The 20,438-nt window shown below is 70.1% G+C and carries 22 protein-coding genes and 2 pseudogenes; 17 read left to right on the plus strand and 7 right to left on the minus strand.

Annotation, left to right across the window (positions count from 1 at the left end; translation table 11 throughout):
- Positions 1-7: 7 nt before the first annotated feature.
- The gene (locus ACTWQH_RS19635; protein ID WP_443287936.1) at positions 8-1,951 is read right to left on the minus strand and encodes a hypothetical protein; all 1,944 of its coding nucleotides are present in this window, start codon (positions 1,949-1,951) and stop codon (positions 8-10) included.
- The gene (locus tag ACTWQH_RS19640) at positions 1,948-3,735 is read right to left on the minus strand and encodes an MBL fold metallo-hydrolase (protein ID WP_443287937.1); all 1,788 of its coding nucleotides are present in this window, start codon (positions 3,733-3,735) and stop codon (positions 1,948-1,950) included. Before ACTWQH_RS19640 ends, ACTWQH_RS19635 begins: the two co-directional genes overlap by 4 nt.
- Positions 3,736-3,939: 204 nt before the next feature.
- Here ACTWQH_RS19640 and ACTWQH_RS19645 point away from each other — a divergent pair, with 204 nt between their 5' ends.
- Positions 3,940-5,454 carry a beta-N-acetylhexosaminidase gene (locus tag ACTWQH_RS19645; protein WP_443287938.1) on the plus strand — a complete coding sequence of 505 codons (1,515 nt, stop codon included), beginning with the start codon at positions 3,940-3,942 and terminating at the stop codon, positions 5,452-5,454.
- Between the two features lie 55 nt (positions 5,455-5,509).
- On the opposite strand, the gene ACTWQH_RS19650 is transcribed toward ACTWQH_RS19645, so the two are convergent.
- The gene (locus ACTWQH_RS19650) at positions 5,510-6,703 is read right to left on the minus strand and encodes a damage-control phosphatase ARMT1 family protein (protein ID WP_443287939.1); all 1,194 of its coding nucleotides are present in this window, start codon (positions 6,701-6,703) and stop codon (positions 5,510-5,512) included.
- A gap of 298 nt (positions 6,704-7,001) precedes the next feature.
- Here ACTWQH_RS19650 and ACTWQH_RS19655 point away from each other — a divergent pair, with 298 nt between their 5' ends.
- From ACTWQH_RS19655 to ACTWQH_RS19670, 4 genes are read left to right on the plus strand one after another with little or no spacing between them, the layout of a single operon-like run.
- The gene (locus ACTWQH_RS19655) at positions 7,002-7,238 is read left to right on the plus strand and encodes a hypothetical protein (RefSeq protein WP_443287940.1); all 237 of its coding nucleotides are present in this window, start codon (positions 7,002-7,004) and stop codon (positions 7,236-7,238) included.
- A 6-nt stretch (positions 7,239-7,244) separates the two neighbouring features.
- On the plus strand, positions 7,245-7,730 hold the full coding sequence (locus ACTWQH_RS19660) for a phage holin family protein (protein ID WP_443287941.1): 486 nt from the start codon (positions 7,245-7,247) through the stop codon (positions 7,728-7,730).
- Positions 7,703-8,317, plus strand: a complete 615-nt coding sequence (locus ACTWQH_RS19665; protein ID WP_443287942.1) for a DUF3618 domain-containing protein — start codon at positions 7,703-7,705, stop codon at positions 8,315-8,317. The genes ACTWQH_RS19660 and ACTWQH_RS19665 overlap by 28 nt, the downstream gene beginning before the upstream one ends.
- The gene (locus ACTWQH_RS19670) at positions 8,314-9,489 is read left to right on the plus strand and encodes an alcohol dehydrogenase catalytic domain-containing protein (RefSeq protein WP_443287943.1); all 1,176 of its coding nucleotides are present in this window, start codon (positions 8,314-8,316) and stop codon (positions 9,487-9,489) included. The genes ACTWQH_RS19665 and ACTWQH_RS19670 overlap by 4 nt, the downstream gene beginning before the upstream one ends.
- 57 nt (positions 9,490-9,546) lie before the next feature.
- Here ACTWQH_RS19670 and ACTWQH_RS19675 read toward each other — a convergent pair whose 3' ends face one another.
- Positions 9,547-9,738 carry a DUF2795 domain-containing protein gene (locus ACTWQH_RS19675; protein ID WP_443287944.1) on the minus strand — a complete coding sequence of 64 codons (192 nt, stop codon included), beginning with the start codon at positions 9,736-9,738 and terminating at the stop codon, positions 9,547-9,549.
- Between the two features lie 298 nt (positions 9,739-10,036).
- Here ACTWQH_RS19675 and ACTWQH_RS19680 point away from each other — a divergent pair, with 298 nt between their 5' ends.
- From ACTWQH_RS19680 to ACTWQH_RS19725, 10 genes and pseudogenes are all read left to right on the plus strand, one after another.
- On the plus strand, positions 10,037-10,627 hold the full coding sequence (locus ACTWQH_RS19680) for a hemerythrin domain-containing protein (RefSeq protein ID WP_443287945.1): 591 nt from the start codon (positions 10,037-10,039) through the stop codon (positions 10,625-10,627).
- The gene (locus ACTWQH_RS19685; RefSeq protein WP_443287946.1) at positions 10,627-10,797 is read left to right on the plus strand and encodes a hydrophobic protein; all 171 of its coding nucleotides are present in this window, start codon (positions 10,627-10,629) and stop codon (positions 10,795-10,797) included. The genes ACTWQH_RS19680 and ACTWQH_RS19685 overlap by 1 nt, the downstream gene beginning before the upstream one ends.
- Before the next feature lie 32 nt (positions 10,798-10,829).
- Positions 10,830-11,375, plus strand: a complete 546-nt coding sequence (locus ACTWQH_RS19690; protein WP_443287947.1) for a hemerythrin domain-containing protein — start codon at positions 10,830-10,832, stop codon at positions 11,373-11,375.
- A 66-nt stretch (positions 11,376-11,441) separates the two neighbouring features.
- Positions 11,442-11,882: a hypothetical protein gene (locus ACTWQH_RS19695; protein ID WP_443287948.1), complete on the plus strand. Its 441-nt coding sequence runs from the start codon at positions 11,442-11,444 to the stop codon at positions 11,880-11,882.
- 9 nt (positions 11,883-11,891) lie between these two features.
- Positions 11,892-12,575: a DUF6766 family protein gene (locus ACTWQH_RS19700; RefSeq protein WP_443287949.1), complete on the plus strand. Its 684-nt coding sequence runs from the start codon at positions 11,892-11,894 to the stop codon at positions 12,573-12,575.
- Between the two features lie 763 nt (positions 12,576-13,338).
- Complete coding sequence (locus ACTWQH_RS19705; protein WP_443287950.1) at positions 13,339-14,157, plus strand: hypothetical protein; 819 nt, start codon at positions 13,339-13,341, stop codon at positions 14,155-14,157.
- A 16-nt stretch (positions 14,158-14,173) separates the two neighbouring features.
- Positions 14,174-14,494: pseudogene (locus ACTWQH_RS19710) on the plus strand (RICIN domain-containing protein); the annotation flags it as partial.
- Between the two features lie 196 nt (positions 14,495-14,690).
- On the plus strand, positions 14,691-15,029 hold the full coding sequence (locus ACTWQH_RS19715; protein ID WP_443287951.1) for a transposase: 339 nt from the start codon (positions 14,691-14,693) through the stop codon (positions 15,027-15,029).
- Between the two features lie 124 nt (positions 15,030-15,153).
- Positions 15,154-15,549, plus strand: a complete 396-nt coding sequence (locus tag ACTWQH_RS19720; RefSeq protein WP_443287952.1) for a hypothetical protein — start codon at positions 15,154-15,156, stop codon at positions 15,547-15,549.
- Positions 15,549-15,740 (plus strand): helix-turn-helix transcriptional regulator, encoded by a 192-nt coding sequence (locus ACTWQH_RS19725; RefSeq protein WP_443287953.1) that lies wholly within the window; start codon positions 15,549-15,551, stop codon positions 15,738-15,740. Before ACTWQH_RS19720 ends, ACTWQH_RS19725 begins: the two co-directional genes overlap by 1 nt.
- Positions 15,741-15,938: 198 nt before the next feature.
- On the opposite strand, the gene ACTWQH_RS19730 is transcribed toward ACTWQH_RS19725, so the two are convergent.
- The gene (locus ACTWQH_RS19730) at positions 15,939-17,246 is read right to left on the minus strand and encodes a serine hydrolase domain-containing protein (RefSeq protein WP_443287954.1); all 1,308 of its coding nucleotides are present in this window, start codon (positions 17,244-17,246) and stop codon (positions 15,939-15,941) included.
- A gap of 449 nt (positions 17,247-17,695) precedes the next feature.
- On the opposite strand from ACTWQH_RS19730, the gene ACTWQH_RS19735 reads away from it, so the two are divergent.
- Complete coding sequence (locus ACTWQH_RS19735; RefSeq protein ID WP_443287955.1) at positions 17,696-18,076, plus strand: hypothetical protein; 381 nt, start codon at positions 17,696-17,698, stop codon at positions 18,074-18,076.
- Between the two features lie 283 nt (positions 18,077-18,359).
- On the opposite strand, the gene ACTWQH_RS19740 is transcribed toward ACTWQH_RS19735, so the two are convergent.
- Positions 18,360-18,902, minus strand: coding sequence for a DapH/DapD/GlmU-related protein (locus tag ACTWQH_RS19740; RefSeq protein WP_443287956.1), 543 nt, complete (start codon positions 18,900-18,902; stop codon positions 18,360-18,362).
- Positions 18,903-18,955: 53 nt separating this feature from the next.
- On the opposite strand from ACTWQH_RS19740, the pseudogene ACTWQH_RS19745 reads away from it, so the two are divergent.
- Positions 18,956-19,785 (plus strand): annotated as a pseudogene (locus tag ACTWQH_RS19745) (IS982 family transposase); the annotation flags it as partial.
- Between the two features lie 428 nt (positions 19,786-20,213).
- On the opposite strand, the gene ACTWQH_RS19750 reads toward ACTWQH_RS19745, so the two are convergent.
- The gene (locus ACTWQH_RS19750) at positions 20,214-20,426 is read right to left on the minus strand and encodes a hypothetical protein (protein ID WP_443287957.1); all 213 of its coding nucleotides are present in this window, start codon (positions 20,424-20,426) and stop codon (positions 20,214-20,216) included.
- Positions 20,427-20,438: the final 12 nt, after the last annotated feature.

Here is a 20,438-nt window from a genome sequence, read left to right on the forward strand (position 1 = left end):
GACGTCCTCACGTGCTGACGCCACCGCCGGCGTCCCGGTCCGGACCGGTGGCCGGCCGGCGTACCGCCCGCCACGCGGCCCACTGGGCGCGCAGCGCGGCGTAGTCGCGCTCCAGCAGGGGCTCGCCGGTGCGGTCCAGGTGCGAGGAGACGTAGAGGGCCGGGACGCCCAACGCGGCCTTGGCGGCGGCGTAGGCGCGCCACTGCCGGAGGTCCGGGGCGCACCAGTCGTCGGTGTCGACGGGCAGCCCCGGGCAGGCGGTCCGGACCACGGCGGCGCGGTAGCGCATCTGCGGCACGACGGGAGCGTCGGGCTCGGGGTCGTCGAGACGGAGCATGTCGTTGAGCCGGATCATGTCGGTCACGTCGGCGAACGCCGGATGCGGCGTGTGCGTGACCACCAGCGCCTCCCGGTTCGCCCCCTTCGCCGCCTGGTAGATCGCGGCGAGCTGATGGTACAGCAGCGCGATTCCCCAGCCCGGGCCGTGCCAGGTGAGGGAGTGGCCGGACGGGGTGTCGGCCGTGAAGTCGATCTTGAGGCCGTCCGCGTTCAACCCCTCGCGGGAGAGCATCCGGTGGACGGTGCGGGTCAGCAGCGCGCGCGCCGCCGGATGGCTGGGGTCCAGGGCGACGGGGGTGCCGTCGGGGGTGCGCACGCACAGCTCCGGCGGCACCGACTCGGTGGCCCACGCGCGCCACCACAGCAGGACGCGCTGGCCCCGGGCATGCCGCTCGGCGATCCAGCCGCGCAGGTCGGGCCACTTGGCCGGGTCGGGTTCCCAGGAGCCGTAGGAGCGCTGCCACTTGTCGTCGATGACGACCGTGCCCGGCACCAGGCCGTGGCGCTCCAGGTGGGCCAGGTGCGCGTCGTACTCCTCGCGGGTGCAGAGGTCGGGGGCGGGCCGGCCGAGGTCACGGGCGCGGGCCATCTGCGCCCCCCAGCCGCAGAACATCGGCTCCGACCACCACGCGGGGGCGGCGCGTCGGGTGCGCGCGGGGGCGGCCCAGCCCCGGTCCGCGAGCCACGCGCGGTGGGCGGCGAGCCCTCGGTAGGGGTCGCGGTGGCCCGGGGAGAGCAGCACCGCAGGGGTGCGGAAACGGCCCGCGACGCGGGTGTGCCCCTCGTAGGCCAGCCGCAGCTGGCAGCCGTGGTCGCCCGGCACGTACTCGACCTGCGTGAACGTCAGTTCGTCCACGGGCCCGCCGACGCCCAGCGTCCACCACCCGGCGGGCACCGCGGCGTCCCCGGGGTCGGTGTCGTCCGCGAGCGCCGCCTCGGTCAGCGCGAGGCACAGCGGGGCGGGGGTGAAGAACCAGTGCCCCCGGCCGGGACCGGCGTCCCCGCAGACCCCGACGACGGCGCTCTCGCCCGCGCCCCGCAGCAGCCGTCGCGGGGCCCCGGGGTTGGGCGAGAACAGGGTGCGCCAGGCGTGGCCGCTGGGCCGGGTGCCGCCGCCCCGGCCGCCGAACGCCGCCCGGGTGCCCAGCAGCGTGACCTCGTCGAGCCGTCCGTCGCCCTCGACCCACCAGCTGATCTCGGGGCCCTGCGGGGTGCACCGCAGCCGGGTGCCGGCCCGGCGCCACGCCGTGCTGCGGCGCGCCACCGTCACGACCGGGTGCGGTCCGCCGGCGTCCAGTTCGGGGGGCGACGCGGCCAGCGTCTCGTCGCGGGCGCCGACCCGGTCCAGGGCTCCGGGCAGCTGGAGGAGAACGGGGTGGCCGCCGGCGGGGATCCGGGCGGTGATCCGGGCGGTGGTGCCGTCCGCCGCCACGGTCATCCGGTACGCGTCGGCCGTGACCTCGACGGCGCCGGAGGCGGTGCGGACGGCCCGGACGGCCCGGACGGCCCGGACGGCGCGGACGGCGCGGACGGCGCCGGAGGCGGCGCGGTCGGCGCCCTCGAACGCCCCGCTTCCCGCCGTCGGCGTCTCCGGGCCGTGGCGCCGCGTCATCGCACGCTGACCAGCGCCTCGGCCTGCTGCCCGAACCGCATCGGCCCCACCGTCAGATCGGCCGCCACCCGCTGCCGCTCCGCCCGCGCCACCCCGCCGGGCACCCGCACCACGAACCCGACCACCGCCTCCCGGTGCCCGCCCACCTCCGTGCGGACGACGTCCGGCTCGGCGATCCAGCCCTCCGGCAGCGCCAGCCGCACCTCGGCGGCCTCCCTCCGGGGGAACGGGTTGCGTATCTCGACCTCCAGGCGCAGCTTGCCGCCGGCCGCGACCACGGCCCGGTAGGGCGCGATCCGCGCGCCCACGCCCTCCGCTCCGAAGTCGACGTCGCGCGGCAGCAGTTCGCGGTGCAGCCGGGCCAGCCGCTGCCCCTCCTCCAGCAGCATGTCGAGGTAGGCGTCGGTGACCTCGCGCGGCCGCCAGTGCCCGCTGATCATCAGCTCAGGCCGCAGCTCCCGGTACAGCTCCGCGCTGCGGGTGAAGTCGTCGATGCGGAAGCGGTTGCGGTACTGGAAGTTCAGCAGGTCGGGCTGGATCCCCGGCTCCCACGCCGTGCTCTGCTGGTCGCCGGTGGCGATCACCCGGCGGCCGTCGGCGACGAAGGAGTACGCCGCGGCGTAGAGGGTGTGGCCCGGCAGGTCGTGCACCCCGATCTCGTACTCGCGCCAGCGCACCGGCGCGTTGAGAGGGAGTTCCCGCTGCACCGGGATCGGGTCGTACCACAGGCACGGCAGGTCCCAGCGCTCCGGCTCGCGCAGCACCGGAGCGATGTGGGACGGCGCCCAGACATCCGTGCCGTGCACCTCGCGGAGCAGGTTGAAGCCCGCGACGTGGTCGTCGTGGTAGTGGGTCGGGACCGCGACCTCGACCCGTTCGATGCCGTGGTCGCGGCGCAACGCCTCGATGGAGGCGAGCAGCGGCCGGCGGGAGGCGCGGTCCTGCCCGCTGGCCAGCCCGGTGCACAGGTCGTAGCCGAAGTCGAGCAGCAGCGCGGTGCCGTGGTCGGACAGCAGGGCGTAGGAGTACGCCATGCTGGTGGTGTTGCGCAGCAGGTGCGGGGTGACCTCCCGCCAGGGCCGGCGCAGCATCGACTCCGGGTCCCACGGCGTGCGGCTCCGGCTGTCCATCAGCTCCTTCAGGCGGGCGCTCAGCCGCGCCACCGCCCGGGGCGGGTCGGTGACCGGCTCGCCGTGCGAGGGCAGCAGCACGTCGGGGCGGTGGTCGAGGAGCTGCATGCACGACAGCACCGTGGCCGCGGCGCCCTCGAGACCGGCGTGCTCGTGGTGGCCGGTGTACGCCCACTGCGTGGCGGCCATCGACCAGACCCGGCCCTCGCCGTGGATCAGGTCGCCGGTGAACGCCAGGCGCCGGCCGCCGGACTCCACCAGGTACCCGACCGAGCCGGTGGTGTGCCCGGGCAGCGGCAGGGTGTGGACCAGGGCCGGGCCGTACCGGGCGGTGCGGTACTCGGCGACCGTCCCGGTCACCGCCACCTGGCGCAGCAGCGAGAACCGGTCCTCGCGCACGGAGTAGTCGTTGTCCAGCGGCCGGGTGCGCCAGTGCTCGTCCACCCGGTCGATCAGATCGCGTTCGACGGGCGGCACCCAGATGCGTATCCCGGCCGCCCCGGCGCGTGCCAGGCCCTGCACCTGGTCGCGGTGGTGGTGGGTGACCAGCACGTCGGTGACCTCGTCCACGTCGAAGTCCGCGAGGTGGTCCAGCACGTCGCCGCTGCCGAAGTCGACGAGCACCGCCTGGCGGCCGTACCTGATGACGTACACGTGACATGTGTCACGGAACAGGAAGACATCGTCACCGAAGCGCACGGCCGCCCCCCTCCAAGATGTATGGGATCGATCCCAGCTGGGAACGATGTCATCCCTTCCGGAACGCGTCAACAAGGGGTACGCGGCCGATCCTCGTGCCTAGGATGCCTTGCGTTCGCCCACCTCACCGCGCCGCCCGATCCCGGAGTACGCACCGCCATGCACGACCACCCGAGCCGGCCCTCCGCCTCCGTGCCGCCCCTCATACCCCGGCCGCACACGATGCGGGTCCGGGAGGGCCACGTCAGCCTCGGCCCCGGCACCGGGGTGCAGGCCCCGCCCGACGTCGCGGAGTTGGCCCGAGAAGTGCTGGGCACGCTGGGCCCCACCGGCCCGGTGGCGGAGGCGGAGGGGGAGGCGCGGACGCTGTGGCTGTCCGTCGTCGACGACCCGGCCCTGGGCGACGAGGGCTACCGGCTGCTGGTCACCGAGGACGGGATACGCGGCACCGCCGCCACCACCGCCGGCCTGCGGTGGGCGGTGCAGACCCTCAGGCAGCTGCGCGGCCCGGACGGCCGGGTGCCGTGCGTGGAGATCACCGACCGGCCGCGGTACGGCTGGCGCGGCTCCCTGCTCGACGTCGCCCGCTGGTGCCACCCGCTGCCGTTCCTCTACCGGTACGTCGACCTGCTGGCCCTGTACAAGCTGAACACGCTGCACCTGCACCTCACCGACGACCAGGGCTGGCGGTTCGAGGTGAGCCGGTACCCGCGGCTCACCGAGGTCGGCGCCCACCGCACCGGCTCCAGCGTCGGCCACCTCGACGACAACCGGACCGACACCGTGGCGCACGGCGGCTTCTACACCCAGCGCGAGCTGCGCGACCTGGTCGCCTACGCCGCCCGCCGGGGCGTGAGGATCATGCCGGAGATCGACGCGCCGGGGCACATGCAGGCGGCGATCGCGGCCTACCCCTGGCTCGGCAACGACCCGACCCGGCAGCTGCCGGTCCGCGTCGCCTGGGGCATCTCCCGGCACGTGCTCAACACCTCGGACCGGGCGGTGGCGTTCGTCCGCGACGTGCTGGACGAGGTGGCCGACGTCTTTCCGTCCGACTACGTGCACATCGGCGGCGACGAGGTGCCGGCGCACGAGTGGGCGGCCAGCCCCGACGCGCTGCGGCGGGTCGCCGACGAGGGCCTGCCGGGCCCGACGGGCCTGCTGGGCTGGTGGGCCCGGCAGCTGACCGACCACCTGGCCGGGCTGGGACGGCGGGCCGCGGTCTGGGACGAGCTGATCGACGCGGGCGTGCCGGACGGCGCCGCGGTCTTCGCCTGGCGCGCCGAGCACCACGTCCAACGCGCCGTGCGCGCCGGTCTCGACACGGTCGCGGCGCCGCAGGAGTACACCTACCTGGACTGGGCGGAGAGCGAGGCCCCCGACGAGCCGCTCGCCATCCGCGGCCTGCTGCCGCTGTCCCAGGTCTACGGCTACCGGCCGCCGGTCACCGCCCTCGGCGTCCAGGGGCAGCTGTGGAGCGAGTACCTGCCCACGACCCGCCTGGTCGAGCGGCGGGCGTTCCCCCGCCTGGCTGCCCTGGCCGAGGTCGGCTGGTCCTCCGAGGAGCGCGACTTCCCCGGCTTCCACGGCCGCCTCACCGGCCACCTCCCCCACCTCGACGCCCTCGACGTCGCCTACCGCCCCCTCGACCCGCTGCCCCTCCCGCACCCCTGACGCCCTCGCCCGGGCCGTCCGTGGACGCGGGCGGGCTCCGCCTCTGCGAAGCCCTTTACGGCCGGGCCTGGACGAGGGCGTGGGTGCCGCTGGTACGCCAGGGCTCGCCGGTGGCGTCGAGCGCGGCGGCGCGGTCCGGGGTCAGGCCGGTGATGACGTCGGACTTGAGAGTGCGCAGGGCCACCACGGGCGTGGGGAAGTACGCCGTCCGCTCCGCGAAGGGGGTGGTGGGCGGCCACAGCCGGTCGCCGACGAGGCGGCGGTAGTTCAGGTCGCCCTTCAGCACGGTCAGCGTGGCCGCGCCGAGGTCGCGGCGCAGGTCGGCGGGCATGTCGGCGTAGGGCAGCGGCGCGCAGAAGAAGGGGTGGGCGCGGACCCGGAGGCGGCCGGTGCGCAGGGCATCGCGCAGGCGGGCGCCGGCCCCGGCCGCGCGGCCCCGGGCGCGGGTGAGGCGGTCCAGCGCCGCGATGAGGTCGGCCATGGTGGCGTCGGAGACGTAGTACGGGTGGGGCTTGAGGTGGAGGTCGACCGCGCGGGCGTGGCCGTGGCGCAGCAGGTGGTCGACGAGGAGCAGGTCGGGAATCAGCTCGGGCCCGGCGTTGTCGGCGATCAGGGCGACGGTGCCGGGGACGCCGGGGGTGCCGGGGGTGCCGGCCGACAGGAGGGACCAGAGCGTGGCGGTGTCGTCGGCGACCAGGTCGTGGGCGGGGTCGGCCGCCTCGGGGTGGGTGGTGCGGAAGCCGAGGTCGGCGCGGTTGCCCCACAGGGCGGCGTGCAGCAGCGCCGCCGCCTGGTCGTGGGCGGGGCGGGCGGCCAGGGCGTCGAGGGCGCGGAGCTCGTCGTCGACCGCCGGGCCGTCGAGCTCGGCCCCCTTGGCGGGGCCGAAGGGGTCGATGCCCTGCCAGGGGCTGCCGGGCGTGAAGAAGTCCACGGCGTCCAGGAGGCGGCGGTAGAAGTAGCTCTCCGCCCACAGGAAGGGCACGTCGAACCAGGAGCGGCCGACGTGGTCGGCCAGGCCCCACCGCGCCCAGGCGGCCCGGTCGCGGGCGTCCGCGTCCGGCGACAGCGGCCGGATCGTGCCGTCGCCGGTCTCCGCCAGCAGCGCGTCGAGCGCGCGGCGCTGCGCGGGGGCGTACGGGTGGGCGTCGCGGACCCGCTCGATCAGGGCCGGGTGGCGCTTGGCCAGGACGCTCCACGCGAAGCTGCCCGGATCACTGCTCACGATCACCGGGGCGGCGGCGTCCGTCACGTTGACTCCTTCGCTGCTCTCCGGGCCGTGCGCGCGTGCGCGCGTTCGCCGTCGCCGCGAGTCGCCGGACGACCTTGCCCCTCTCATGAGGCGTCAGGTTAGCTCGATGCGGCACAGCTCCACCTGGCCGGTCGCTCCCTGGAAAGAGGGCGCGCCCTTGGCCAGCCGCATGTGTTGTATCCGGCGCGCAGGCTCACGGAGGTGGTGACGGTGGAGCTGACGCCGCGCGAGCGCCACACCGAGGCAACCCGAGCGCTTTGTCTGTTTTGACCGCGCGGCGTGGGTTACTCGGAGGGGCATGAGCGAAACCCTCGAAAGAGAAGAGCGAGAACAGCTCGAAGAGCGAGAACAGCTCGAAGAGCGAGAACAGCTCGAACAGCTCGAACAGCGAGAAGGGGCGGAGCGGCGCACGCCGGGCCCGGCGAGAGCGATGCGGCAGCGGCCGGTGGCGCTCGTCGGCGGGGCGGCGCTGGCGGGCTTCGCCGTCGGGCGGCTCGCCAAGGCGGGCCGGAGGCAGTGGGCGGAGAGGCGGTGAGGTGAGATGACCTCGACCGAACATCGGGTCGCACGGCGGCCCGCGCAGCGGGCCGAGCCCCGTACCGAGCCCCGTACCGAGCGGCGGGCCGAGCAGCGGCACCGGGACGGCTCGGTCGGCGAGCTGGTGTCGGCGGTCACCGCGGACGCGCAGACGCTGTTCCGCCAGGAGGTGGAGCTGGCCAAGGTGGAGATCCGGCAGGAGGCGGCGAAGGCGGGCCAGGCGGCCGGCATGTTCGGCGCGGCCGGGTTCGCCGGGTACATGGTCGCCGTCTTCGGCTCCCTGGCCGGTGTCTTCGGCCTGGCCAACGTGATGAACGCCGCCTGGGCCGCGCTGATCGTCACCGGCGGGTGGGCGTTCATCGGCCTCATCCTGTTTCCGCTGGCCCGCTACCGGATGCAGAGCGTGTCGCCGAGGCCGAACCAGACCATGCAGTCGCTGCAGTCGCTGAAGGAGGACACACGATGGGCGGCACGTCACCGCGGCAGCTGAGGGCCGAGATCGAGAAGACGCGAGAGCAACTCACTGAGGACCTCGACCGCCTGGCCGAGCGGGTCAGCCCGCGCCGGGTGGCGGAGGAGAACGGCCCGAAGGCCGTCGGCCTGGTCGCCTTCGGCGCGGGCCTGCTGGCGGCCTCGATGATCCCGGAGTCCCCGACCGAGCAGCGGGCCGCCGCCCGCCTCGCGGGCCAGGCCGGGCACTACGCCGGCAGGCGGCACGCCGGGCCGATGGGGCGCGCGATGCGCGTGTCCGCGTACGCGATGCCTGGGATGCGCGGCCTGCGTGTCCTGCGCGGGATGCGCGGGATGCGCGGCGTACGCGCGATGCGCCGGATGCGCCGGATGCGCCGGCGGCCTGGGCTGGGCGGGCGGCACGGCATACGCGGCATGCATGGCGTGCCCGGCATGCACAGGGCGAACGGCATGCACGGAATGCACAGGGCGCACGGCATGCACGGCCTTCGCCCGCTGCGCCGGCCGAGTCGGCTCAGGCGCCTGCGGCGCGACGCCCGACGGCTCGCCCGGCACGCGGCCCACCGGGCCGGGTACCGCCGCCGGATGGGCGGGTGGGGCGCATGAAGGCCGCCGTGTGGCACGGCAAGCGCGATGTGCGCATCGACGAGGTGCCAGAACCCACGATCCAGGAGCCCACCGACGCGGTGGTGCGGATCACCTCCAGCGGGCTGTGCGGCTCCGACCTGCACCTGTACGAGGTGCTGACGCCGTTCATGACCCCCGGCGACATCCTGGGCCACGAGCCGATGGGCGTGGTGGAGGAGGTCGGCGCCGAGGTCACGACGCTGAAGCCCGGCGACCGCGTGGTCGTGCCCTTCCAGATCGCCTGCGGCAACTGCTTCATGTGCGAGCAGGGCCTGCAGACCCAGTGCGAGACGACGCAGGTGCGCGGGCAGGGCACGGGCGCGGCGCTGTTCGGCTACACCAAGCTGTACGGGCGGGTGCCGGGCGCGCAGGCCGAGTACCTGCGGGTGCCGCAGGCGCAGTACGGCCCGGTGCCGGTGCCGCCTGACGTGCCCGACGACCGCTACCTGTACCTCTCGGACGTGCTGCCCACGGCCTGGCAGGCGGTGGTGTACGCCGACGTGCCGGAGGGCGGCAGCCTCGCGGTGCTGGGCCTGGGGCCGATCGGCGACATGGCCTGCCGCATCGCGCTGCACCGGGGCGTCGGGCAGGTCTTCGGGATCGACCTGGTCCCGGAGCGGCTGGAGCGGGCCCGTGAGCGCGGGGTGACGGCGCTGGACCTCACGGCGTACAAGGACATCGTCGGGGAGGTGCGCGAGCGCACCGGGGGGCGCGGGCCGGACGCCGTGATCGACTCGGTCGGCATGGAGGCGCACGGCAGCGCGGCTGGCAAGCTGATGCAGAGCCTGGGCGGGAGGCTGCCGGGCCGGGTGGGAGAGAAGATCGCCTCGAAGGCCGGGGTGGACCGGCTGGCCGCCCTCTACCTGGCCATCGACATGGTGCGGCGGGGCGGCACGCTCTCGCTGAGCGGCGTCTACGGCGGCGCGGCGGACCCGTTGCCGATGGTCACGCTCTTCGACAAGCAGATCCAGGTGCGGATGGGGCAGGCCAACGTGAAGCGCTGGATCCCGGAGATCCTGCCGCTGCTGTCGGCGGACGATCCCCTTGGCGTGGACGACTTCGCCACCCACCATGTGCCGTTGGCCGAGGCGCCGGAGGCGTACCGGATGTTCCAGCACAAGGAGGCGGCGAAGGTCGTCATGCGGCCCTGAGGGCCCCCTGAATGAGGGCCTCAGGGCCTGGGCGAACGGTCAGGACGGTCAGGACGGTCAGGAGCCGAACATCTCCTTCTCGACCTCGTTCGGTCCGTCGAAGCGGTCCCGCCGCATGTGGGAGAGGTCCTCCACGACGTCCTTCTTGGCGTGGTTCCGCTGCGCCAGCTTGATCAGGTCGTCCTTGCTCGCCGGATAGTCAGCGCCCTTGAGCGCCTTCTGGACCTCGATGGGGTTGGTGTGAGCCATGATGCCTCCCTTGATCTCGCATCTCTCGTCTGTCTCTCCCGTCTCGTGCCGCGTACCCGACGACACCCCGGAGAAATCAGAACAGAGCAGACCAATGCGCGCAGGTGGGGCGCACGCCGGCGAGGCGCCGGTCGTGGCGGCGGTCCGGCGGGTGAGCCTGACGGAGCTCGACGCCGGCGCCACGCCCTCGCCCGGATTGAGGGGGCGGGGTTGGGTGGGGAGATGTTCGTGTTTCGGGGGATTGGTCCGGGGGACTCGGGGCTCAGGTTCGATCGAGCCGAGCGGAAGGGATCACCCGATGAGCGACGAGGCCAACGATGAGCGGCGGCGAGCGGCGCAGCTTCCCGAAGGGGACGTCATCCGCATCCTCATGGAGCAGCACGCCCGCATACGGGAGCTCTTCGCGGACGTGCGTAGCGCGGAGGGCGAACACAAGAAGCAGGCGTTCGACGAACTCCGCGCGCTCCTCGCGGTGCACGAGACCGCCGAGGAGATGATCCTGCGCCCGGTGGCGAAGGACACCGCCGGCGGCGAGGAGGCCGACGCCCGCAACCACGAGGAGCAGCGGGCCAACGAGGTCCTGCTGGAGCTGGAGAAGCTGACCACCGAGAGCGCCGAGTTCGACGCGCGGTTCGTGGAGTTCGAGGCGGCCGTGATCGCCCACGCCGAGCGCGAGGAGCGGGAGGAGTTCCCGTACGTGCGCGCCGGGCGCAGCGAGGACCAGCTCCGGCGCATGGGCACCAGGCTGCGCGCCGCCGAGAAGATCGCGCCCACCCACCCGCATCCCACGGCGGCGGGCAAGCCGGCCGCCCAGTGGACCGTGGGGCCCTTCGTCTCCCTGGTGGACCGCACGAGGGACGCGATCAACAGGGCCGGCGGAGGCCGGTGATGGCCGCCGTCCTGCTCGTGCTGCTGCTCGCCCTGATCCTGTTCGGCGCGGGCTTCGCGCTGAAGATCCTGTGGGTGTTCGCCGTCGCCGTACTGATCATCTGGCTGCTCGGCTTCCTCGTGCGCAGCACGACCGCCGCAGGAACGAGGTCCCGCTGGTATCGCTGGTAGGCACGGGGCGGCATGTGTGAGGGGATATCGCGATGGGATACGGGGACGACATCATCGTGGAGCTGATCGAGGATCAGTGGGAGGTCGAGGAGATCCTCGACGAGCTGGAGATGCTGCCCACGGGGGACGGGCAGCGGAAGATCCACGCCAACCAGGCCACGATCGAGCTGGTGCGCCACTTCGTCACGAAGGAGGAGCTCCTCCACCCGGCGATGCGTAAGTGCATGGACGACGGGCACGATCTGGCCGATCAGTCGGCCCGGGACCACGCGCGCACCGAGCACCTGCTGCGGAAGCTGGAGGAGGCCGAGCCCGGCAGCGCCCGTTTCGACCGGCTCACCGGGCGGCTGCTGCGCAGAGTTCGCACGCTCATCAAGCGGGAGAACGACGACCTGTTCTTCCGCGTCCGGGAGGGCGTGCCGAAGCGGACCCTGACGGAGCTGGGCGCCAAGGCCCGGCGGGTGAAGACGCTGGCGCCCGCGCACCCGTATCCCCACGACCGGCGCCAGCTCAGCCCCGGCAAGGGCATGGTGGACCGGGTCCGGTTCACCGCCTCCCGGTGGGACACCATGCCCTGACCGCGCAGTCATACGCCCCTTCACCCTTTCACCCTTTTCACCCCTTAGATCCGTAATGTGGTGGCCGTGAGCAGGCAACGATGCCCCCGCGCCGCGCTGGCGGCGGTGACCGTCCTCGCGGCCCTGGCGGCGCTGGTGACGGCCGGGTGCGCGACGCCGGGTGCGCGCGCCTCGGACGCCTCGCGGGCGGGCACGGCGTTCCTGCGCGCCCTCCACGCCGGGGACGGCGCGCGCGCCTGCGAGCTGCTGGCGCCGCGTGCGCGCCAGGAGCTGACGAGCTCCGCCAAAGCGCCCTGTCCCGAGGCCGTGGCCGGGCTGCCGCTCCCTCCGACGGGCGGAACGCCGGACGAGCGGCACACGGACGTGTACGGCCAGCAGGCCCGCGTGGCGTTCCCGGGCGACACGCTCTTCCTGGCCCACTTCGCGGCCGGATGGCGGGTGACCGCCGCGCTCTGCCGGCCACGGCCCGGCGAGGGGCAGCCCTACGACTGCGAGATCCAGGGGTGAGGAGCGGGCATGAAGCGCTGGGTGCGCTGGGTGCGTGACAACGGGCTGACCCTGGCGTTCGGCGGGGCCTTCCTGCTGACGCTCTTCGCCCAGGGCGTGGCCGGACACGCCGAAATGAACAACGAACTCGAGGCCGACGGGCTGGCGTCCCTCTCCTTCGGCGCGTACCTGACCTCCTCGGACTTCGCCGTGGACGTCACCGAGAACTGGCAGTCGGAGTACCTGCAGTTCTTCCTCTACGTCATGGGCACCGTCTGGCTGCTGCAACGCGGCTCGCCGGAGTCCAAGCCGCTGGACCGGCCGGGCCGCGAGTCCGAGGAGTACCAGATGATCGGGCCCCACGCGCGGCGGAGCTCCCCCGCCTGGGCCCGCGCCTCCGGCTGGCGCCGGACGCTGTACTCCAACTCCCTCGGCCTGGTCATGGGCGGGCTGTTCGTGCTGACGTGGCTCGCGCAGTCGGTCAGCGGCGTGGCGGCGTTCAACGAGCGGCGCCTGCGGGACTACCAGGACCCCATCGGCTGGGGCGACTACCTGACCACGGCCGACTTCTGGAGCCGCACGCTCCAGAACTGGCAGTCCGAGCTGCTGGCGATGGCCTCCATGGCCATCCTCTCCGTCTACCTGCGCCAGCGCGGCTCACCCGAGTCCAAGCCGGTGGGCGCCGCGCACACCGCGACCGGCGTCGAAGGCTGAGCGCTACGAGTAGGAAGAGGTGGCGACCCACTAGTTGATCACCACTATTCGAAGCGCTTCGACACTGGCTTGAAACCCGCTTCTTCCGTGAGACTGTGCGTCAACAACCGGGAATGCCTTGCATCCCCTGCCCAAGGAGCACTCAGACTCGTTCATCGAACTTCTGCCGCAGGGCTTGTGCGACCCGCTGTTGGGTCCTAGCCTCACCGAACATCGAAGCGCTTCGACCACTCGTCTTACGTATGACGCAAAGGAACAAGGCGGGCGGAAGAGAAGGGTTGTTGGCCGCCGAGGACAACCCGAACGCCGCCTGCCCCGCCGCACTCCCCCACCCCCACACGCGGCGCTCCGTCCGGGCCGCCCTTCCCCCGCCCGAACCGGAGCTGTCACGGACAGCAAGGAGCGCTCCATGTCACGGAGCAGGATTCGCGGACCTCCGTACCGCGCGCGACCATCGCAACAGCGCGGGCCGGGTCAGCTCGCCGGGCCCGATCACGTATCGGGTCACACATCATAAAAAGCGCACGGAATTCATGGGGTTCACCGGACAGTTCACCACCAAACGATGAGCCGCCTTCTCGGACCGGATCGTCCGCCAGTTCCGTCGTGAGACACACGTGATGGTGGACGGCGACTCCGCCCCCACCCTCGCGGTCCGCGCTTCCTGATGCCGCTTCGCGCTGACCCAGCCAACCACGGTGAGAGCAGCCCGATCGGCTCCGCCCGCGGGAGCCACCCCCACCCCCCACGAAAGGGACGGCTTGTGAAACCTCGTAAGCACAAACTTCTGATCGCCCCCCGCGCAGGAAGGCAAGGTCAGACGAATTCCGTCAGCGGCAAGTCGGCTGTTCTCCGCCGGCTGGCCCTGATCGTCCTCGCGATCGCCGGGCTCCTGGGTGTTCTCGCGTCTCCGGCGCAAGCCCAGGTCTACACCTCGTGCGATAGGTGGGGGGAGTACACCGAAGGCGACTGGACGATCTACAACAACGTCTGGGGCAACGAGGCTACCGACACGCAGTGCATCACCGTCAACAGCATGAACTCGTGGTACGTCGATTCGATCCAGTCCGGCGGCGGCATCAAGTCTTACCCGAATATCGGGGTCAGGCCGCAGACCCCCTTGGACCAGATGCAATCGGCGACGTTCACGTACGAGACTTCGTCGGCCCCTGCCTCCGGCGAAGACTGGTGGAACTGGACGGCCGACCTCTGGTCCACCGACAGCCAGGACGAGGTCATGATCTTCACCAGCTGGCACCCGGGACCGGCAGGCGGCTGGGGAACGCAGATCGCGTCCAACGTGACGATCGGCGGCATCCTCTACGAGAGTGTCTGGCAGGCCGACCCGGGCTGGAACGTCTTGCAGTTCATCCCTGCCACGGAAAGCGATACCGGCACCGTGGATGCCCTGGCGGTCTGGCGATGGGCCGCGGAGCAGGGCCTCCTGCGCAACACCGACTTCGACACGATGCAGTTCGGCATCGAGATCACCTCGACCAGCAATGAGTGGAAGCGGTACTCGTTGAACAACTACAGCGCCGAGTGGAGCAACACGTCCGGCGGCGGGTCGAGCATCGGCTAGCTGCTCGGGCCGGTGTCCCGAGGGTCCGAACGCCTCCACGACGGCGGGCACGCAGGTGCAGCTGTGGGACCGCCACGGCGGCGCCAACCAGCAATGGACGCTCAGACAGCCCACCTATCCTGATCCGCTTTCATGGGGGGCCCGGATCGCCGGGCCCCCCATCGCCGCCTCATCCGGTCGGCCGAGTTCTTCGAACCGGTCGGCACCGATCTGGTGCCAGGCAGCTATTCCGGAACTCTTTCGACCGCAACCGAATCCAGCGAGACATCGCCCAGGGACCGGTGGGGCAACTGCCAGAGCTATTGATCCCCAAACGCTTTGGGTTCAGGCTCGTTGAACGGCGAAGTCCTGTTCGCCGACCAGGTCGGGGTCGGCTCGGACCAGGTCACCGGCCGCACCTGGGGTGAGCAGGGAAAGTCTCCGGTCGTCCGTCGCAGCGGGAACCGGTTCTGGGTGAACGCGATGTCCGCGATCAGCACGCGCGGCCGGATGCACTTCATGGTCTTCACCGAGTCGTTCGACGCGAAGGTCGTGTGCCGGTTCCTCGCCCGGCTCGTCGGGCACGTCGACCGGAAGGTCCACCTGATCGTCGACCGGCACTCGGCCCACCGCTCCAAGACCGTCCGGGCCTGCTTGCCGACCACGAGGACGAGATCGAGCTGCACTTCCTGCCTTCGTACTCGCCCGAACTGAACCCGGACGAGCTGGTCAACTCCGACCTCAAGCGGAGCCTGCCCCACGCTCACCGGGCCAGAAACCAGGCCGAACTCGCCGCCGAAACCCGAAGGTTCTTCCACCGCCGACAACGCCAACCCCACGTCATCACCGGCTACTTCAAAGCCCTGCACGTCCGCTACACCCTCGACGAGTGAACTCAGGACGCTTCTGATCAGTGTGACTGACGAGACGGCGCTGATGTCAAGCAAACTTGACATCGAGGCGTGGCGCCTCGTAGCGTGTCAAGTGTCCTTGACACCGCATCGATGGATGGCGCCCGTGCAACCGCATAACGAGATCAAGGCGAGCGCTCGGCTCGTGCTCTGGACACTCGGCTGGGCGGCGACCCTTGCCCTGGCCAAGTTCGGCCCGCAACTTCTATGGGATACGCCACAGCGGGCGGCGAGCTGGGCCGCCGTTGCCGTCAATCTCGCCGTCGGCATCGGCTGGATCGTCGCCTTCACGGGTTTTCTCCGCGCGCTCGATGAGCTGCAACGGAAAATCATGCAGGATGCGCTGGCGGTCACCCTCGGCGTGGGATGGATCCTCGGATTCTCCTATGTCGTTGCCGACGCCGCCAGCCTCGTCGCCCCCGACGTCGATATCGCCGTCCTCCCCGCGCTCATGGGAGTCGTCTTTATGGTCGCCTTCGTCGTCGGCAAGATCCGATACTGATGAGGAACCGCATCACGGACCTTCGCGCCGAACGGGGCTGGACGCAGGCCGAACTGGCTCAGCGTACGGGCGTGTCCAGGCAGACGATCAACGCCATCGAGACAGGGAAGTTCGACCCAAGCCTTCCCCTCGCCTTCCGTCTCGCCAAGCTCTTCGACCTGAGGATCGAAGAGCTCTTCCTCTACGAATGAACCCAATGCGTTTCTGATCAATATCGTCGAGATCGCGGCAGACCAGATCGGCAGGATCTCAAGGCGGGATCTAAGGAGATTCCGCTCCCCGACCGACACCGCAGATTCCGGTCGCGGCGGTCGGGGTCCGATGCCTGCACGGGGCCCTGCCCGAAAACGCCGTACCTCGCCTGGCAACCCTTGCCATCCCGGTGCTCGTCAGTAGCAGGCGAACAAGTCGTAGGCCGGCCACTTCTTCCATTTCGATACGGCTTGGGCGATCCCTCGCAGCATGGAGGCGAATTCCCCGCCGTAGCACTCGAGATCGGACACATTGCTTCCCGGGCGTTTGTTCGCCAATGCGGCTACGGAGACGCCGTCATCCTGGATCAGAAGGTAGCCGATGGTACCGGGGAGCGTCCCGAGGTGTCCCCAGGACCACCGGATGCGCATTTTCAGGAATGGCTTCAACCCGACCTCGTACTCCCGCCGAATTGCCCAGCCGAGACCGTAGTCCGGAGCGGTGCTCGATGGGGTAGTCATGGTGTCCAGGTCAGTGCGAGTGAGCAGATCGGCGACCGCGGTCAGACCGTCGGTTTTGACGGCGAAGCGCAGCAGATCGATGACGGAAGCCACCCAGCCGCCGTGTGCGTCCATGCGGAGCATGTTCAGGCGATAAGGATCGTTCAGCATGAGCGGGGTGCATGGCTGTTGCGTGCCAGTCTCGGTGGGGAAGTATTTCGCCTCGCCGGGTACCCGTCCGGCCGGGGTGCTGGATCCGATGCGCATATCGGTAATTCCGCAGGGACGGAGCACGTTGTTCAGGACGTACTCCTCGTAGGACTGCCTGTCCTGGTTAACCTCTTCGATGATTCTTCCCAGCACGCAATACCCGAAGTTGGAGTACCTGTACGTGCTGCCAGGCTGGGTCGCAGGTTCCGTGTTGCTCACCACCCATTGGATCAGCTGGTCCCGGGTCATACTGAGCTGGGGACCGCCAGAGTCGAGGAACATGACGTCGTCATTGCCGATGAAGCCCAAGCCGCTGGTGTGCTCAAGCAAGTGGCGGACGGTGATGTCCCGCACGTGGGGCGGTGGCGGTGGCGCAGGCGGGTCGGGGGTATGGAACCGGTTAAGCACCCGGCCGGGGCCGAATACCCTGTCGTTCAGTCCCAGCCGGCCCGCTGCAATCAGGGTCATGACGGCTACGGCGGTGATGGGTTTGGAGATGCTGGCGATGCGGAACGGGGTCTCGGGCTGCACCGGCAGGCGGAAAAAGCTTGGATTCGGGCGGCCGGGAAGCAGCTGTTCTTCCTTGCAACCGTACCCCTTGGCCAGAATGAGGCGCTCGTCCCGCGTTATGCCCAGGGACAGCCCCGGGATGTCGTAGCGCTTCATGTAGTCCATGACGCGGAGATCGATGCCGATCTCTTTCTCTCCGAGCATGGCGGCGGCCTGCTGGCCCTTGTTCCACCAGCAGACCACGTTCTGGGGCGTCGCGCCACCCCACTTGTCGAACAGGGTCACGGATCAAGCGTGGCACGGCTGGTTCATGCCTGCCTGTTGTGGCAACCGGGGCTGGATTAGGCCTTGGCTGTCCAACCACCGCCACTTCCTCTCGCGGCAGCGGCACCATCTCCCCCGGGGCCTCACGTGCGCCGATATCGACCACCAGACCGCCACCGATGAGGCAGGCCGCCCACAACGTCGATGGCCGTGTCGGGGTCGGCGGGTCGTCGGCCTGCTCCGTCATGCCCCTGACGGTAACTCCTGCCCCTCCGTGGTGTCCCTCGGCCCAGATCGCGCTGGGGGTGCTTGCAGCCGCTGTGGGAGCCAGAGACTGTCCTCGTGAAACCGGCATCGCCAACGACACGGTTTTGGGGTTGCAGTGATGGTAGTCGCGCGTGATCGTGAGAAGGCGAGGTTCGTACTGCCGATCAAAGGGCAGTAAGCCCGGCCGCGAGAGGAGAATAGAGATGGCGGATTATACAGACGCTCCGACGATCAGCGTCGAACCAGAAGGAAATGACTTTGTGTTCACCGTCAAATATACGGCAAGTTTCACCCCAGATGATTTGGCCTTTCAGGATGGTTTCGCGGAGAGTGTGGCCCTGTTTGAATCGGATAAGGGCAGCGTCGGCGGCGGTTTCTCCGACGACCACATCATCAATCAGCCGATCAGAACCTACAGGCCATCGGCAGCCATCCAGACTCGCACCTTCATCTTCAAGGTCGAGCGAAGCAAACTCGATACAGAGTTGGGTGGTGAGGAGATCTACGCGCAGGTTCACTTTCGTCGAAACGCCAACGAACCCAGCAAGGTGAGAAATAGCGCCATACTGCCACTCGCCGTCTGAAGACCGCCTTCTCATCGTGGGGTTGGAGTCGTGGCCCTTGTCGCCGAGCAGGGCCTCGGGACGGCGGCGTGGCCGGCAGAGACGCCCGGCGACGGGGGGTGCCGCGCCCGTCGCAGATCAGGTGGTGTTTTGCTGCTAGACGATCAATTCCAAGGGTCGGTGAGCGAGCGCAGGGTCTCTTGCCCCCTGGACTGGAGCCAGCTTGCTTCGGGGAGAGGCGCCAGGCTTCCGATGTGGTTATGACTGCCCGTAGCCGGGGCTCGCCGTGGCTCCGAAGAGGTCGTCACCACTTTCGGTGCACGGTTGCCTTACTACCGGTCACCAGGCTTGCCGGCGGAACGTCATCGGCCACGACCGCGCCAGCGGCGACCACGGCGTCTCGGCCGATGCTGACGCCGGGCAGGATCGTGGCACCGGCACCGATCCACACATTCTCCGCCACGTCGATGGGTGCGCCGGTGAGGTACAGCCGCCGCTCCTCGGGATCAACCGGGTGGCCGCTGGTGATGAACGTGACCTTCGGTCCGATCATCACGCGCTCGCCGAGCCGGATGCCGGCATAGTCCAGGAACGTGCAGTTCTGGTTGATGAAGACACGCTCGGCGAGGTCGAGGTTCAGGCCGTGGTCCGTGTAGAAGGGCGGATAGACCGTGACTTTCGGCGGCAGCGGCTTGCCGAGGATCTGTTCGAACAGTTCCGCCTTGCCCGCTTCATCCTCAAAAGGCAGGACGTTCAGGCGGGAGGTGAGCTCGGTGACCCTCAGGACCCTCTCGGCCATGGCCTGGAATGCGGCGCTGTGGATGCGCATGAGACGGCCGCTGGACATGCCACGATCCTTTCTGGTGCATCGGTGACTGGATAAGACTCACCGGATGATCAATTTCAAGATCGTTTTGTGACAAACAACCAGGACACCTCGCGACGGCACTCTATGTGAAGACCGACAGCCTGCTGAAGGCGGCTCCGCATCTGGCGCCGTGGCGTCCGACCGTGGGGATCACACCACAGCTCACCGACGCCGAACTCGTCACGCTGGCGATGATGCAGGCCATGCCCGGCTTCACCTCCGAGGCCAGGTGGCTGCGCCACGCCCGCGTTCACCTGCGGCACCTCTTCCCGTACCTGCCCCAACAGCCCGGCTACAACAAGCGCCCGCGCAAGGCCGCCGCGCTGCTGCGGCGGGTCACCCGGCTGCTGGCCGCCGACACCTCGGTGTGGAGCGACGACGTGTGGATCGTGGACTCCACCCCGTTTTAATGCGGCCGCTCCCGCGAGACCGTCAAACCCTCGGACCTGGCCGGATGGCCGAGTACGGGTACTGCGCCAGTCACAACCGCTTCTTTTGGGGCATGCGCCTGCACCTGGTGTGTACCCTCCAGGGCCTACCCGTCGCGTTTGCCCTGACCGGAGCCAAGGCCGACGAACGCGAAACCCTGCTGGACCTGCTCGCCGCCGAACCGGGCCTGACCTCCGCCCGCCCTGGACAGACGCTGATCGGCGACAACAACTACTTCGGCCGCACCTTCGAAGACCAGCTTGCCGAACGGGACATCCGGCTGCTGCGGCCAGCCCGCAAGGGCGAGCCGGAACGGCCCGGCGCCCCGCTGTTCAAACCATTGCGGCAGGTCATCGAGTCGGTCAACGAGACATTTAAGGACCAACTCAACCTCGAACAGCACCGAGGCCGCACGCCAGGCGGCGTGATCGCCGCCGGTCGACCGGCGGAAGACCGGCGTCGGCTCGCCCTTCCTCCGGCGAAGCAGGCATCACCGCCCCTTTCGAAGTAACGCCTCCTGGTACCCGCTCCATCACCGCGGCGGTAGACGACTCCCACATCCGAGCGCTAAAAGCGCTCCATGTTCTTCGTCAAGCTGCTGGTTTGGAGGGCTGGCAGAGGGCGCCGTCGTGGAGCATGGCGGTGTTCACCGCGGATGGAGGAAGGAGGAGCCGCAGGTCCGGGTGGTGGGTGCCAGACCGGCGTAGGCGGCCAGGTGATCGACGGCGGGAAGGGCCGAGCCGTCACCGACCTCGCACGAGCCGAGCGCTCGCCTTGATCTCGTTATGCGGTTGCACGGGTGCCATCCTCCGGTGCGGCGTCAAGGACACTTGACACGCTACGAGGCGCCGCGCCTCGATGTCAAGTTTGCTTGACATCGAGCGCCGTCTGGTCGGTCATACTGATCAGAAGCGTCTTGAGTTCACTCGTCGAGGGTGTAGCGGATGACGTGGGGTTGGCGTTGTCGGCGGTGGAAGAACCTTCAGGTTTCGCCCCACGAACGACGCCCTCCATCGCCAGCCACTCCGACAGCTCCGGACTCGACATGTTCACCGCGTCGTGGAACTCCGCCACAGCGCGTCGGTG

It is taken from the genome of Streptomyces sp. 6N223 (assembly GCF_052246635.1).
Classification (GTDB): domain Bacteria; phylum Actinomycetota; class Actinomycetes; order Streptomycetales; family Streptomycetaceae; genus Streptomyces.